The 14,802-nt window shown below is 43.2% G+C and carries 13 protein-coding genes; 9 read left to right on the top strand and 4 right to left on the bottom strand.

Annotated elements, in window-relative coordinates:
• The first annotated feature begins 31 nt into the window (after nucleotides 1–31).
• Both FTU19_RS07845 and dnaX read left to right on the top strand, forming a co-directional pair.
• On the top strand, nucleotides 32–475 hold the full coding sequence (locus FTU19_RS07845) for a copper resistance protein NlpE N-terminal domain-containing protein (RefSeq protein WP_004783916.1): 444 nt from the start codon (nucleotides 32–34) through the stop codon (nucleotides 473–475).
• A 275-nt stretch (nucleotides 476–750) separates the two neighbouring features.
• Nucleotides 751–2,841: a DNA polymerase III subunit gamma/tau gene (gene dnaX / locus FTU19_RS07840; RefSeq protein ID WP_179992460.1), complete on the top strand. Its 2,091-nt coding sequence runs from the start codon at nucleotides 751–753 to the stop codon at nucleotides 2,839–2,841.
• A gap of 7 nt (nucleotides 2,842–2,848) precedes the next feature.
• Here dnaX and FTU19_RS07835 read toward each other — a convergent pair whose 3' ends face one another.
• Together FTU19_RS07835 and FTU19_RS07830 are read right to left on the bottom strand one after the other, a co-directional pair.
• Entirely contained in the window at nucleotides 2,849–3,283 is a 435-nt protein-coding gene (locus FTU19_RS07835) for a thioesterase family protein (protein WP_104425981.1), read from the bottom strand.
• 54 nt (nucleotides 3,284–3,337) lie between these two features.
• Complete coding sequence (locus FTU19_RS07830) at nucleotides 3,338–4,495, bottom strand: iron-containing alcohol dehydrogenase (protein ID WP_180130632.1); 1,158 nt, start codon at nucleotides 4,493–4,495, stop codon at nucleotides 3,338–3,340.
• Between the two features lie 118 nt (nucleotides 4,496–4,613).
• Between FTU19_RS07830 and FTU19_RS07825 the strand changes: the two genes are divergently transcribed.
• Genes FTU19_RS07825 through FTU19_RS07810 form a run of 4 tightly spaced genes read left to right on the top strand, consistent with a single transcriptional unit; the run spans nucleotide 4,614 to nucleotide 8,352 of the window.
• Complete coding sequence (locus FTU19_RS07825) at nucleotides 4,614–5,123, top strand: low molecular weight protein-tyrosine-phosphatase (protein ID WP_004783908.1); 510 nt, start codon at nucleotides 4,614–4,616, stop codon at nucleotides 5,121–5,123.
• Between the two features lie 3 nt (nucleotides 5,124–5,126).
• Entirely contained in the window at nucleotides 5,127–6,164 is a 1,038-nt protein-coding gene (gene murB, locus FTU19_RS07820; protein WP_180130629.1) for a UDP-N-acetylmuramate dehydrogenase, read from the top strand.
• Between the two features lie 5 nt (nucleotides 6,165–6,169).
• Nucleotides 6,170–7,309: a YdcF family protein gene (locus FTU19_RS07815; RefSeq protein ID WP_180130627.1), complete on the top strand. Its 1,140-nt coding sequence runs from the start codon at nucleotides 6,170–6,172 to the stop codon at nucleotides 7,307–7,309.
• On the top strand, nucleotides 7,309–8,352 hold the full coding sequence (locus FTU19_RS07810) for an alpha/beta hydrolase (RefSeq protein WP_005236036.1): 1,044 nt from the start codon (nucleotides 7,309–7,311) through the stop codon (nucleotides 8,350–8,352). The genes FTU19_RS07815 and FTU19_RS07810 overlap by 1 nt, the downstream gene beginning before the upstream one ends.
• 84 nt (nucleotides 8,353–8,436) lie before the next feature.
• Here FTU19_RS07810 and FTU19_RS07805 read toward each other — a convergent pair whose 3' ends face one another.
• Nucleotides 8,437–10,107 (bottom strand): FMN-binding glutamate synthase family protein, encoded by a 1,671-nt coding sequence (locus FTU19_RS07805; RefSeq protein ID WP_180130624.1) that lies wholly within the window; start codon nucleotides 10,105–10,107, stop codon nucleotides 8,437–8,439.
• A 459-nt stretch (nucleotides 10,108–10,566) separates the two neighbouring features.
• Entirely contained in the window at nucleotides 10,567–11,589 is a 1,023-nt protein-coding gene (locus tag FTU19_RS07800; protein ID WP_180130621.1) for a YafY family protein, read from the bottom strand.
• Nucleotides 11,590–11,830: 241 nt separating this feature from the next.
• Here FTU19_RS07800 and FTU19_RS07795 point away from each other — a divergent pair, with 241 nt between their 5' ends.
• The 3 genes from FTU19_RS07795 to FTU19_RS07785 are packed head-to-tail and all read left to right on the top strand — an operon-like array spanning nucleotide 11,831 to nucleotide 14,791.
• The gene (locus tag FTU19_RS07795) at nucleotides 11,831–13,390 is read left to right on the top strand and encodes a circularly permuted type 2 ATP-grasp protein (protein ID WP_180130619.1); all 1,560 of its coding nucleotides are present in this window, start codon (nucleotides 11,831–11,833) and stop codon (nucleotides 13,388–13,390) included.
• Between the two features lie 22 nt (nucleotides 13,391–13,412).
• Nucleotides 13,413–14,015 carry an alpha-E domain-containing protein gene (locus FTU19_RS07790; RefSeq protein WP_004783892.1) on the top strand — a complete coding sequence of 201 codons (603 nt, stop codon included), beginning with the start codon at nucleotides 13,413–13,415 and terminating at the stop codon, nucleotides 14,013–14,015.
• The gene (locus tag FTU19_RS07785) at nucleotides 14,012–14,791 is read left to right on the top strand and encodes a transglutaminase family protein (RefSeq protein ID WP_180130616.1); all 780 of its coding nucleotides are present in this window, start codon (nucleotides 14,012–14,014) and stop codon (nucleotides 14,789–14,791) included. The genes FTU19_RS07790 and FTU19_RS07785 overlap by 4 nt, the downstream gene beginning before the upstream one ends.
• The last annotated feature ends 11 nt before the right edge of the window (nucleotides 14,792–14,802 follow it).

Below are 14,802 nucleotides of genomic sequence, written 5' to 3'. Positions count from 1 at the left end.
GTGGCAAATTCCAGTGCTGCGAAATGAAACCATGAAAAAAGTAATACTGATTCCCTTAGTGGCAACCGGTGCTTTATTCGGTTGTCAGGATCAAACCCAATCAGCTAAAAATACTATTGTTGAAGCCAAGGCACAGATTCCAGCATGGGCGGGAGAGTATCAGGGTACAACTCCTTGCATGGGCTGCTTGTCCCGTTGTGATGATTGTCCGGGCATGGCTGTCATGCTAACTCTGCACGAAGATCAAACTTATACTTTAGAACGTGAAAGCCTGAGTGGTCATAATGAGGTGGAAACCTTTAGTGGCCCGATTCGTTTCCAAGATGATTCTCATCAGAAAATTGAGCTGGTGAATGTAGCGACTCGTAATTTACTGTATGTTGATTTGGAAGAGCATGTGCTGGAAATCCGTGAAGACAAAAGCGGTAAACGCTACCAGATGCAGAGTGATTTTATTTTAGGGCGATTCGCTTAAACAGATTCAACCCAATCCTTTATCTTTGATCAGAAATTTTTATTTCTAAGATTGTATTAATCCGCTCAAATAGAGCGAAAATCAATAGATATTTTATTTTCCAAATATACTAAAAATATCCTGATATTTCAGTCAGGCATAAAAATGGAGCAAACAGCTTCGAGATAGTTGATTTAAATCAGATTGATAGGTCTATCTCTCCAGATCATAACTGATTAATTCATTCACTATTTTATAAAAAAACAGTATGCTTAGACCTGTAAAAAGGAGCATACATGTATCAAGTACTTGCGCGAAAATACCGTCCCCGCAATTTCAACGAATTGGTCGGTCAAAACCATGTTTCACGTGCCTTAACCAGCGCACTGGAGCGTGGCCGTTTGCACCATGCCTATTTGTTTACGGGAACGCGTGGTGTTGGTAAAACCACGATTGCACGTATTTTGGCGAAGTGCTTGAACTGTGAAACCGGTATTACTTCGACTCCTTGTGAGGTATGTCCGACCTGTACCGCCGTCAATGAAGGCCGTTTTATTGACCTGATTGAGATCGATGCGGCATCACGTACCAAAGTTGAAGATACCCGTGAGCTGCTGGACAATGTCCCTTATGCGCCAACTCAGGGTCGTTTCAAGGTCTATCTGATCGATGAAGTACATATGCTGTCCACGCATTCTTTCAATGCTCTATTAAAGACACTGGAAGAACCACCGGAGCATGTCAAATTTCTGTTTGCAACCACAGATCCGCAAAAGCTGCCGATTACTGTTATTTCTCGCTGCCTGCAATTTACTTTGCGTCCATTGGCTGTTGATGAAATTACTGAACATCTGGGTAATATTCTCACCAAAGAAAGCATTCAGGCTGATCAGGATGCGATCTGGCAGATTGCCGAATCAGCACAGGGTTCGCTTCGTGATGCTTTGTCTTTAACGGATCAGGCGATTGCTTATGGTCAGGGTGCCATTCAACATCAGGATGTCAAAGACATGCTGGGCTTGATCGACCGAACCATCATTTACGATCTGATTCTGGCGATTCATCAGAATCAGAAAGCACGTGTTAGCGAATTATTATTGCAATTCCGTCAGCAGGCGCTGGATGTATCACTGGTATTAGATCAGCTGATTTCTACCCTGCATGAACTGGCTTTATTACAATATCTGCCGGATTTAAGCCTGAAATACAGTGCCGAGATCAATCAAAAGATCATGCAGTTATCGGCTTTGATTTCAGCACAAGATTTGCAACTGTATTATCAGATTGCCTGTAAAGGCCGGGCTGACCTACAGCTTGCGGTTACGCAGGAGCAAGGCTTTGAGATGACGGTGCTGCGTTTGCTAGCCTTCCGTCCGCTACAGCCCAATGAAATTCCAGCCAATACAGCTCAGATACCACAAGCTGTACCTGCTGCATCAGTTCCACAGCAACATCAGATAACGCAGCAGGAAAGTGCGCCGGTTGCTCAAGCTGCTGGAGAAGATTTTTCATTAGATGCTGGCTATGAAGACGATCAGGATAATCATCCAGTCACTGCACAGTCTGAACCATCTTCGAATGATTTTCTGGATGAAGACGAGCCAGAAACCAATTCTGAGCCTCAAGTCATACAAGCTGAATCAACTAGAGTAGAACAATCTGAGTCTGATCAGATTGTATTTGATCCAAACCTGGAAGATGGCCTGTTTGGTTTTGACGATGTTCCTGCAGAACCTGTTCCATCCAGCCCTGAAGCCAGCAGTGATGATTTTCTCTTAGAAGAATTCATTCCTGAAAATGATATTGCTGCACCAGTAGAACAAGAATCCGAGTTTAGTCTGGATGCTTTAGCTCCTGAATCAGAACAAGTGATTCATAAAGCAGATGAAAGCCAGCCAGAAATTTCTACTCAGACTGAGGTTGCATCTACTCAGATCGAAAATACAAATATTTCTACAGACCGTAATCTGATGCCTCAGGATATTCTGCAAATTCCGGTACAGGATATGCAGGGTGAATGGACGGTAGAAAAATGGGAATTCTGGTTCCGTAACAGCCAGTTATCTCCGGCAGTTCAGGAATTGGCTCAGTATGGCATCATGACTGGTCAGATTAATGCAGCATCGGTCTTTCATATTCCAGAGCGTTATCAGCCGCTTTTGTCGCAGCTACAACATCATCTGGAAGCAGCTTTGCGGGAACAATGGCCACAGACCATTTTCCAGGTGAAGTTTGAAGATGTAGAGCAGTTAACGCCATATACCATGCAGCAAGAACGTAAAGTACGCGCTTTTAAACGCGCAGAAGAGCTGCTGCATGCTGAACCGGCTGTACGTGACTTGCTGGAACAGTTTGATGGTGAATTGCACAATATTCAGCTGAAATAAAATAATTTTAGGCTGAGACAAAACGCGCTAAAGCATCCCGCATTTCAGCTGGAATCGGGGTACTTTTTCGTGTGTAGCGATCGACAAACACATGCACAAAACTGCCTTGAGCGGCTGCCGTATCAGAATTCATTTTAAAGATTGCCAGATCATAGCTGAGAGAACTATTCCCCATTTTTTCTATGGCGACACCTACCTCAATAATTTCCGGATAAGACAGTTCCTGATTGAACTGGCATTGCGAGCTGACCACCAGTCCAATCATTGGAGAATATTTGGGATCAAATGCGGCTTCCTGAATCAAAAGGGCATTCGCGGCCGTATCAAAATAGCTGTAATAAGTGACATTATTGACATGGCCATACAGGTCATTGTCCGCCCAACGAGTCTGTATCGGCAGAAAAAATGAATAATGTTCGCGTTGTTTAAGAGCTGCTTTCATATTTTTAAATAACTTGTAGTGGCTAGATCTGCTGAGTCGAAAATAATCCTAAATCTAATAGATCGCCTGATAAATGTTGTAAGCATCTTCCAGAGTAAGTTCACGTGGATTGTTCTGTAACAGGCGGCTCTGTTTCATGGCATCTTCCGCCATAATCATCAGCATATGTTCAGGAATTCCTAACTGTTTGAGTTTCAGGGTTAAGCCACTTTTCACCAGATGGTTATTAAAATGATCAATAAACAGGTCAGTCAGGCCATCGTGACAGCCTTTGCTTTGTGGATCTAACCAGCACATCAGTTCGGCATAGAGCGATTTGGCATCCGGCGTATTAAATTTCATCACCTCAGTTAATACCAGTGCATTACTATGTCCATGCGAAATATGGAAATGTCCACCTAATGGATAAGCCAAAGCATGCACTGCACCTACTGGTGCATTGGCAAAAGCTTGACCTGCTAGCATCGAGCCGACCAGCATGTTTTGACGTGCGTCCAGATCCTGACCATCATCTAGCACACGTTGAAGATTGGCATTTAACAGTTTTAAGGCATGCTTGGCCAGCATATCGGAATAGGGATTTTTTTTGATTTTAGAAGTATAAGCTTCAATGGCATGGACCATGGCATCAATGCCGGTCGCAGCAGTAATTAAGGGCGGCAGATTTTGGGTAAAGGTTGCATCCAGAATGGCAGTATCTGCAAACAGGATCGGTGCCACAATTCCGGTTTTGGTAATTTCACCTGTAGTGACAATTGAAATCGGAGTAACTTCAGATCCTGTACCTGCAGTGGTAGGAACCAAAATCAAGGGCAAACGGGGGCCAGTAGCCTGATTTACGCCATACAGATCAGACAAAGATTGGTGCTGTGCCGGATGACTCAAGATTGCGATCAGCTTGGCGACATCCATAGAGCTGCCACCACCAAAGCCAATCACGATATCGACATTTTCCTGTTTGGCAAAATCTGCTGCTTCAAGCACTACATGCTCAGGTGGATCGGCCTGTACATCGGAATAAATTGCATAATCCAGTCCCGCATCTTCAATAATTTCCAGAATAGGCAGGTGTAATTGATGCTGTAGCATGCCTGGATCAGTGACTAGTAAAACACGCTGATAACGGCCCTGTTTGAGAATAGAGGATAATTCCTGAATCGTGCCGAGGCCGGCGATGATGTTGGGAACGGTTTGAAACTGAAATCGATTCATGTCTTTATCCTTTAATTTTTATCGCAAATACAAAATTATTATGGGGCGGTGATATAGGATTCATCAGGTAAATAACTTAACATAAGTATCTTGAAAATGATTAACTCTGAGGTTGTTTATGTCATCCAGAACGCCATATAAGGTGTTATGTGTTTGTTTGGGAAATATTTGTCGTTCTCCCACGGCAGAAGTGGTACTCAGACATTATTGTGATGAACAGAAACTCGATATTGTGGTCGACTCAGCAGGAACCAGTAATTACCATCCGGGGAAAGCACCTGATTTGCGTAGCCAGCAACATGCCTTAAAACGGGGTTATGATCTTTCTGGCCTGCGTGCGCGTCAACTCAAAACCCATGATTTTATTGATTATGATCTGATTCTAGCGATGGATCTGGAAAATCTGGCAGATATTCAGGCGCTCCAGCATCAGGCAGAGGCAGAATTCGGACGCCTGCGTGCCCAGGTTGCTTTAATGAGTGAACATGATCAGCACTATCCAAAACAGGCTTTGCCAGATCCATATTATGGCGGGGCAGATGGTTTTGAGCGTGTCCTGAACCAATGTGAGTCCAGCAGTCGGGCCTGGGTAGAAATTTTTAAACAACATCAAACAGAAAAGGTTTAAGTCATGCAGATTCAGACTCAGGTTCAACTTAAACCTTTTAATACGCTAAATCTCGAAGTGATTGCCGCTTACTACAGCCGGATCCAATCAACTGATGATCTGATTGCTGCACTGGAGTTTGCTGAGCAGCAACAACTGAATGTGCTGATTCTTTCTGGCGGTAGCAATATGTTATTGCCGGAACAGATTGATGCTCTCGTCCTGCATATGGATATCCAGGGCATTGAAATGCTAGAAGGAAATGAGCAGCATCAATGTCTGCGGGTAGGTGGGGGCCAAGTTTGGCATGACTTCGTACTCTGGACGACAGAACAGAAACTCTATGGTCTACAGAATCTGGCCCTGATTCCCGGACTGGTCGGCGCATCTCCAGTGCAGAATATTGGGGCATATGGTGTCGAAGTCGGCGAATTTATTCATGCGGTAGAGGTCTATGACCGTAAGCTGAAAAAATTTGATTCCATTCCTGCTTCAGACTGTCATTTTTCCTATCGTCATAGTATTTTTAAAGATGATCCAACACGTTATGTGATTACACACGTTACTTTTAAATTACTAAAACAGGCAAATCTGAAACTGAATTATGGTGATCTTAAAGCAGCGGTGGGTGATAATCTCACAGCAGAAAACTTACAGCAGCAGGTGATCCGGATTCGTCAGAGCAAACTTCCTGACCCTAAAGAATTTCCAAACGTGGGAAGTTTCTTTAAAAATCCTATCGTAAATCAACAGGTTTTTGACCGAATTGCTGTGCATTTTTCTAATTTGCCCCATTATCCGCAGGCCAATGATCAGGTTAAAATGGCGGCAGGCTGGCTGATTGATCAGGCAGGCTGGAAGGGGAAACAGCTTGGGCCAGTTGGCATGTTCCATAAACAGGCACTGGTTCTGGTGAACTATGGTCATGCTTCTCTGACGGATGTCCGTCAAACCTATAGCGCAGTACAGCAGGCTGTCTGGGACAAATTCAAGATTATGCTCGAACCTGAACCGGTATTATTTGATTGTAAAGGCTTAATTCGATCTCATCAGGATAAATAACGTATATGAAAAACACCCATTGGATGGTCCGTTTAGTACAAATCGTCGCAGGACTGTTTGTATTTTTCGGCTGTTTGGTGATGTTGATCTATTCGCCATTTTATTCTCAGCTCGTGGTTAAGGGACTCAATCGATTTGTGTCCTTTGAAATTAACGAAGTTGCAGCACAAAGCCAGAAAATGGCTTCCCTGAGTGAAGATGATACGCTTGAACCAGGTTCTGATCAGTGGATTGCCCGTCAGGCTTATTTGCGTGTGATGGAGCAGGATATCCAGAAAAATCATTCTGCCAATCTGATGCTGATTCAGGCACGCTACAAGATACTGCAAGAGATGATTGAAGAACATCAGCGTGAACAGCAGGAAGAAAAAGCAGAACAGAACCAGCCTGCACAAGTGCCTTTATTGTCCCAGCAAGAACCTGTGGAAGCCGTTGACCCGACTCAGAAGGTCCGCGAACTGCTGGAATGGGACAGTAATGAAAACAAAGAACGCATTGAGCAATATATTGAATTCTTGACGACTCATCCTCTGGAAGATGAAGAAGCGAGCGCCGTTCAGGTCACAGCGAAAGAAGAAATCAAGGAAGATCTGGCTTTACTGCAGGAACAGCAGCAACAGAAACCGGTCAATCAGTCTAAACCTTATGCCATTGTGGTCTTAGGTGGTGGTTTAACTTTACATGAAAATGGTAAGGATATTGTGGTCAATGACTATACGCGTTTGCGTCTGGAAACCACACTCGCAGTTGAAAAACAGTATCAGTTACCGATCGTATTGAGTGGTGTGGAAGCGCCGTATATGCAGCGCTGGTTACAAAATTACAATGTCGATGCCAAATTGCTTGAAGACCGCAGCATGAATACCTGTGAAAATACCCGTTTCAGCTCGTTATTATTGCAAAAAAAAGGTGGGGCACCGACTGTGATTCTGATTACCGACCGTTATCATATGCCGCGTACCCGTCGTCTGTTTGCACTGAATGGTATTCAAACGATTCCAGTGGAAGCACCGATGCCGAAGTCCTTGACCCGTTGGCGTCCAAGTCGACAAAATTATGATCATAGTCGCCGTGCCAATTATGAAATGCTGGCCACTATCCGCGATATGTGGTTTGGCTCCAGTGACTGTCGGGAGGTGCCTTAATGTCTGATATTCCGTTTTTAAACCCGACCATCCTGAAACAGCTGGATTTACCTGTGCCAAGCAGGGAAACAACGCCACAGCTTTTACAGCCCTTAAACCTGAATAGGGATGACCAGCCCACTATTGATCTGTTGTCTTATCGCAGACTGTATGGTTTTGATTTACTGGATTGCAAGCATTGGCAGGGCTATGTACAGATGCCGCTGTTTAAACTGCATGTGCAAGTATTTACACCTAATCTAGAAAATACCCGTTTTGACAAAATTCAGGGAACGGCGTTTCTATTACATGGATATCTGGAACATAGCGGAATTTATCAGCCGATCGTACGTGAGTTGCTGGAACAGGGCTTTAGTGTCCTGACCTATGATCTGCCGGGGCATGGTCTGAGTGATGGTTCATCTGCCAGTATCCAGAATTTTGATCATTACCAGCAGGTTCTGCATGCGGTATATCGTTATGTGAAGCATGCCGAGCAATTACCTAAACCTTGGGTTGGCATTGGACAAAGTACCGGTGGTGCGATTTGGATGCATCATTTGCTCGAATTTGCAGAACGACGCGAAAATCCGTTTGTAGATCGCGTGCTGTTATTGTCACCGTTGATTCGTCCAGCTAAAACTGCCTGGTGGCATAATCCGCTCGGTCTCGGCATTATTAGCCGGATCAAGCGTGAAGTACCGCGTCATTTCCGCCGTAATAACCATAATCCTGAATTTCTGCGTTTTATCCGACTTAAAGATCCTTTGCAACCCCGCATGATGGGCATGGACTGGATTCTAGCGATGTCACGCTGGATGCTGGAAATGGAAGCACGTCCAGCTTGCCGAATCCCTGTCTGGTTAGCTCAAGGTGCTCAGGATCAGACAGTGGACTGGCGTTACAATATTGAATTTATCCGGCGCAAGTTCCGCCTGCAAACTTTGTTAATGCTGGAAGAAGGTTCACATCAATTGATTAATGAACGCGCGGATATCCGTGCAGCACTCACAGGTTTAATTCCAGCCTTTTTACATGCGCATGGCAGTAAGACCTATTATTAGACTGTGACACTCTCAATTAAAAAAAGGCGTTTTAGTAAACGCCTTTTTCTTGTCTAACTCGATTAAATTTCACTTATTCTAAGTCTAAAAACTTTCCAATTTGGCCATATTCCACATACGGAAATAGAAATTTTCCTCATCTTTATTTTCGCAATGTAATAATTCACCTTCTTTAAGCCAGAAATGAATCTGGGCAAAGTTCTTGATTTCATGATTGCTGATTCGCTGTGCCAGATGATGCGGTTTAATAGCAGAAGGATGTTTTAAACCTGCTGAAGCGATTAGCTCAGACAGGGCATGCATTGTATTTTTATGGAAATAAAATACTCGCTCGGCCTTAGTCGGGACATGCAGGGCTTTTTGACGCTCTTTATCCTGAGTAGTGACTCCCACAGGGCATTGATTGGTATGACAACTTTGAGCCTGGATACATCCGACTGCAAACATGAATCCGCGCGCTGAATTAACCCAGTCAGCTCCAAGTGCCATGGTACTAGCAATATCAAAGGCACTGATAATTTTCCCGCTTGCACCAATTTTAATCTTGTCTCTCAATCCTGCACCGACCAAGGTATTGTGCACAAACAAAAGACCTTCTCTTAAAGGAGTACCCATATAGTCAATCAATTCAATTGGTGCAGCACCGGTACCGCCCTCAGATCCATCTACCACAATAAAATCAGGATAAATTTTGGTATGTAGCATGGCTTTCACCATACTCATAAATTGCCAAGGTTGACCCAGACAAAGCTTGAATCCGACTGGCTTACCTTCAGAAAGCTCACGTAGTTGTTGAATGAAATTCATCATTTCAATCGGGGTTTTAAACGCCGGATGTCCAGAAGGTGAGACACAGTCATGTTCACGGCTAATCCCGCGAATCTGAGCAATTTCTTCTGAAATCTTGGCTTTAGGTAAAATCCCCCCATGTCCAGGCTTGGCACCTTGTGAAAGCTTGATTTCAATCATCTTTACCTGAGGTAGCTTAGCTTTTTCTGCAAATTTTACCGGATCAAACTGACCTTCTAAGGTCCGACAACCAAAATAGCCGCTACCAATTTCCCAGACAATGTCACCGCCATGTTCCAGATGATAAGGGCTGATACTACCTTCACCGGTATCATGAAAGAATTTGCCTTTTTGCGCACCAAGATTTAAAGCCCGAACCGCATTGGCACTTAAACTCCCGAAACTCATAGCCGAGATATTCAAAATGGAAGCAGAATAAGGCTGGATACATTGTTCATTGCCGATCAGAATGCGAAAGGTTTCTGGATCAGCAGGTCGGCAAGGGGTGAGGGAATGGCTAATAAACTTATAGTTTTCTTCATAGACATTCATGATTGAGCCGAAGGGCTTATCTGAATTTTCATTTTTGGCCCGTTGATACACCAGACTACGCTGCATACGTGAAAATGGCAAAGCATCCCGATCTGCTTCGATAAAATACTGACGAATTTCGGGGCGGAATTCTTCAAAGATAAAACGGAAGTGGCCCATAATCGGATAATTTTTTAAGATTGAATGTCTGTTCTGCAAGACGTCATATAGGCCTAGCAGGCTCAGCAGAATACTAACGATCCATAGTGTATTCACTAAGGTTGCCGGCATAAAATAATAAATATAGCGCGGCTCATAACCGATATGAAAAATCGTAAAAATAACGGCGATGGTGATGCAGGCAAACCAGACCGAATGCCGTGAAAAGAAAGTATTAAGTAATTTGTGTCGTACTAATTGCGCAGGGTTAGCCATTATGAAATTAAATTCCTATTTCCACTACGATAGCGTTTAATAATGTGCAGAGCTGCCTGGCTTATACAAGCATAGAATTGTTTTTTAATTTTATAAACTTGCTGAAAATGGGGCGTAGGCCACTATACCTGACTTCTAGATAGATAATAAATTTTCCAAATAATCTTCTATGGAAAAATTGTGCAAAAGGCATGCATTCTTTTTATTTCAAAAACAGGCTTAAGCGTTTTATAGTGATTTTACCCCCACAGTAGGAGTGTAAATTATGACAAAAAAATCGATCCGTTTTAATAATGCAGAGCTGGCTTGCTCATGCTGCCGTACTCTTTAATTTCTAATGTGACACATCCGGTCTGTTTTCTGGGGCAAGAGGAAAGCAGACTGGCTCAGTAGCAGACCACCAGAGCAATAATAAAAATAAAATGATAAATTGATCAGGTCCCCAAAATGGGGACTTTTTTACTCTTTGGAAGAAGCTGAATCAGTTTCCTCTACTTGATAAACAGCATCTGCCACTATTTTTGGTTCGATATGCTTGATTTTATTGCCAAAACTGCGTAACCACCAGACTAGTTGTGAGGTAAAAGGCACAGTCGCACTAATCAGCGCCATGCCATTTTCGATTTTTTCAATTTTTTGATCTTTGCTGAGCTGACTTTCCTCAAAATAATGTGCATCAGATTCAGGCATGCTCAGTTGAAGCAATACATTTTCTGTTGGCTGGTTAAAATCGACCCGGAATCCTAAAGCGCCAGATTCAATATATTCATCAATATCAAAATTTACCGGGTGCAGGGCACGAGAATTCAGCACCACCGCTGATTTAAAACGGTGCAGAGCAAAGGTTTGAATATCCGATTTATCATGACGGGTACAGACCAGATAGATAATTGAACCTTTTTGTACTAATGCCAGCGGATTTAAAATATAGGTTTTCTCTTCACCATTATGACCACGACCCTGATAAACACATTCCAGCTGTTTGTCCTGTAACAGGCCTTCATAAATCGCCTGCTGGGCCGTTTTATCAACGACAGGCGGAATGAGTGGCTGGGTAGCTGGCACGATTCTGACCCGGTTAATCCATTGTCGTACATTATTTTGTGAAGACAGGCTGCGTCGAGCCAGATCAAACCAAGGATTCATTTCTTCAATCAGACTAGGTGGCAGCAAATGTTTCAGATGCTCTTCCACCATCATAAAGGTCACTGCCTGTGAACTGGTCATGTGCGGCAAGCTTTGAATCGGGGCATCTGAACGCCAGCGCCAGCCTTGGGGCGTGGTTTTACTGCTCTCAATCGGAAAACGCTGGGCAATCTGATTCAGGTCACGCTGAATGGTGCGTAAACTGATCTCGATCCCTTCGCGATTCAGGATTTCCTGGAGTTCACGGGTTCCCATCCATTTGCCGGTAGAAAGACGCGACAAGATTTGCCATTGGCGGTAAAGGCTATTGGAGGTTTCTTTTTCTTGTGCTGACATAATGTATTTTTACTGGCAATCAGTGGAAACAAATTAAATATGAGCTTACCACAATAAGAAATCTGGATTTTTTTCGCAAGTTATTCTGCGCAACAATTGTCCTACAATCCGTAAACATCTTGGTGAAAAATGATATTGAGTGAATAGGCACTTTGCTGGGTTAATACAGACTTCGAAACGGATATCATGGCATGGATATTGCTCTGATTTTATTATAATAGATTACAATGACGAGGTTTGTATGCTAAAAGAAAGCCAGGATACAAATACTATTACAACAGTAGAAAATCATACTGCAGCAGATTTAAGCAAAAATTTTACAGATACTACAGCACTCAATATTGCAATTAAGCACAGTCCGCATTTTTTATACCAAGAGATTTCTTCGAAATTTTTCAATGAAATGCGTAATCATCAGGTGATGAACAGCCAGGCAGGTCAACGAATTGAAGAATGGCTGTCACAGCATACATTAGATGAACTGAATCAGCTAAATGAAGTGGCAAAAGAACATTTTCTCTATGACGGTATTACATTTACCGTATACGGCGATGAGCAGGGCACTGAGCGGACTATTCCTTTCGATGTAATTCCCCGGGTGATTGCCCGTAAACAGTGGAATATGGTGGCACTCGGTTCAGCACAGCGTGTTCAAGCCTTAAACCTGTTTCTGCATGATATTTATCATCAGCAGGATATTCTTAAAGCCAATATTGTCCCTGAGCTTCAGGTGCTCACCCATGAAGCGTATCAGCCACATATGTACCAGCATCATTTGAAAGGCAGTATCTATAGCCAGATTAGCGGGATTGATATTATCCGGGATTCCAAAGGTGAATTTTATGTACTGGAAGATAACCTGAGAACGCCATCTGGGGTGTCTTATATGCTGGAATGCCGCAAGATCAGCCAGAAGTTAATGCCAAAAGTGTTTGAGCAATCCAATATTGCCGGTATTGAACAATATCCAAAACTCTTAAAAGAAATTCTGGCGGAAAATGCTTATACCGATAATCCATTCATTGTGGTTTTGACCCCGGGTCGTTTCAATAGTGCATACTATGAACACGCTTGCCTTGCAAGGGAGATGAATGTGCCTTTAGTGACATCACGTGATCTTTTTGTTGAGAACTCGAAGGTTTATGTAAAAACAATACGTGGGCGTCAACAGGTTGATGTTATTTATAGAAGAGTCGACGACGCCTATCTTGATCCACTGTGCTTTAAACCAGACAGTACTTTGGGTGTTCCGGGCTTAATGTCCGCATATTTACAGCACAATGTTGTAATCGCAAATGCCCCGGGTACAGGTGTGGCAGATGATAAATCGATTTATCCTTATGTCGATAAAATGATTCATTTTTATTTGGGTGAAAAACCGATTTTAAATAATGTTCCAACCTACCAATGCCGTAATCCGGAAGATCTGGACTATGTGTTGACAAATTTGGATCAGCTGGTCGTCAAGGAAGCACAAGGTTCTGGCGGTTACGGCATGCTGATTGGGCCACAAGCCTCTCAACAGCATATTGATATTTTCAGAGATAAAATTTTAGCTGCGCCGCATTTATACATTGCGCAGCCAACTTTGGATTTGTCGGTCAGTCCGACTTTAAGCAATTTTGGTATTGCTGAACGACATATTGATCTGCGTCCTTTTGTCTTGAGCTCACCTTACCGCACTGAAATTGTGCCAGGTGGTCTGACCCGGGTAGCCATGCAGGCAGGCTCACTGGTGGTCAACTCATCGCAAGGAGGCGGGATCAAAGATACTTGGGTAGTCGACAACTTACATTCATAACATTCCAAAGAAGGATAACGTCATGGTTTTGTTAAATACCAATGCGCAACATATTTTTTGGTTAGGCCGTTATTTATCTCGTACCCAGTTTTTATGTTCGCATTTTCCATTTTTAGATGATGAAGCCGCTGTGGCTTATGCACATGCTTTCTGTTTGCCTGCGTTTGATGCCAGTTCATTAAATGAGCTGGTTCTGGATAGTACCCAACCGACTTCATTTACCCAACAGTTTCAGGTGGCAAAAGACAATATTCAGGAATTACGCGGTGTATTGTCTGGCAAAGCCTATTCCGAACTACTGAAACTGATTAAAACTGCGGATCAGAATGCCGGTTATATCTGCGATGTCGTGACAGATTGTGCCGAAATTCTAGAAGCAGAATCATCAGATGTATTTCTATTTTTCAGTCTGGGCCAATGTTTGGAACAGCTAGATCAGCAGTTACGTCTCGGTGAGGATACTACCCGTACCTTATGTAAAATCGATTATATTGTGGATACACTCTGTGAGATTGGTTGGGGCAGTGTAAAACAATACTGGACACAGTTACGTGCCGCACCTGATCTGAAGCAGTTTTACCAGTTTAGTGATCATATTCATCGCTTGTTCGAGGCTGATGTATGAAATTGATGGTGAATCACCAAACGCAATACACGTACACAGCCGAGGTGAGGAACAGTATTCAGTACATCAAAATGATGCCTTCCACCAATGAACATCAGAAGGTGCATTATTGGGATGTCAGTGTACCGGGTCAGAAAGTGATTCGGCATGATGCCTTTAAAAATCTCTGGATGACCAGTACACAGCGTGAATCCTATCATAGCCTGATGATCATGGCACAAGGCATCGTTGAGCTAAATCTCGCGCATGAGCAGGGCTTAAATGATTCCTTAAATCCATATCTATTTTTACAGCCGACTGAAGCAACAAAATGCAATGCAGAGATGAAGGATTTTGCAGATCGTCATGTTCCAGCATTAACTCGTAAACATTTAATCGGCTTGGCTCAAGCCGTACTCGAACACGTTCCTTATATATCAAATAGTACTACGGTACAGGGGTCTGCTATTGATGCTTTTGAAGCACGTCAGGGCGTCTGTCAGGATCACAGTCATATTTTTATCACCATGTGTAAACATTTAGGTTTACCATCACGTTATATATCAGGTTATCTTTATGCACAGAATGCCTCACATCTGGCGAGTCATGCTTGGGCTGAGGTATTTATTGAACAGGCATGGTACTGTTTTGATGTGAGTAACCTGTTATTTACGCCTAGTGCGCATGTCTATGTTGCGGTGGGGCGCGACTATTGGGATGTTGCACCAGTACGTGGTGTAAGAGAAGAAGGCGGTGTGGAATCCATGTATTCCATCGTCCAGGTACTAGGATGTTAATTCATTAATAA

The sequence above is a fragment of the Acinetobacter sp. YH12072 genome (genome assembly GCF_013419565.1).
In the GTDB taxonomy this organism is placed as follows: domain Bacteria; phylum Pseudomonadota; class Gammaproteobacteria; order Pseudomonadales; family Moraxellaceae; genus Acinetobacter.
This window is presented reverse-complemented; position numbering and strand designations above follow the sequence as displayed.

Coding starts and splice junctions, on each gene's coding strand:
- FTU19_RS07825 (WP_004783908.1), top strand. CDS start 4,614: ATGTCATCCAGAACGCCATATAAGGTGTTATGTGTTTGTTTGGGAAAT.
- FTU19_RS07810 (WP_005236036.1), top strand. CDS start 7,309: ATGTCTGATATTCCGTTTTTAAACCCGACCATCCTGAAACAGCTGGAT.
- dnaX (WP_179992460.1), top strand. CDS start 751: ATGTATCAAGTACTTGCGCGAAAATACCGTCCCCGCAATTTCAACGAA.
- FTU19_RS07800 (WP_180130621.1), bottom strand. CDS start 11,589: ATGTCAGCACAAGAAAAAGAAACCTCCAATAGCCTTTACCGCCAATGG.
- FTU19_RS07805 (WP_180130624.1), bottom strand. CDS start 10,107: ATGGCTAACCCTGCGCAATTAGTACGACACAAATTACTTAATACTTTC.
- FTU19_RS07815 (WP_180130627.1), top strand. CDS start 6,170: ATGAAAAACACCCATTGGATGGTCCGTTTAGTACAAATCGTCGCAGGA.
- FTU19_RS07835 (WP_104425981.1), bottom strand. CDS start 3,283: ATGAAAGCAGCTCTTAAACAACGCGAACATTATTCATTTTTTCTGCCG.
- FTU19_RS07795 (WP_180130619.1), top strand. CDS start 11,831: ATGCTAAAAGAAAGCCAGGATACAAATACTATTACAACAGTAGAAAAT.
- FTU19_RS07790 (WP_004783892.1), top strand. CDS start 13,413: ATGGTTTTGTTAAATACCAATGCGCAACATATTTTTTGGTTAGGCCGT.
- murB (WP_180130629.1), top strand. CDS start 5,127: ATGCAGATTCAGACTCAGGTTCAACTTAAACCTTTTAATACGCTAAAT.
- FTU19_RS07845 (WP_004783916.1), top strand. CDS start 32: ATGAAAAAAGTAATACTGATTCCCTTAGTGGCAACCGGTGCTTTATTC.
- FTU19_RS07785 (WP_180130616.1), top strand. CDS start 14,012: ATGAAATTGATGGTGAATCACCAAACGCAATACACGTACACAGCCGAG.
- FTU19_RS07830 (WP_180130632.1), bottom strand. CDS start 4,495: ATGAATCGATTTCAGTTTCAAACCGTTCCCAACATCATCGCCGGCCTC.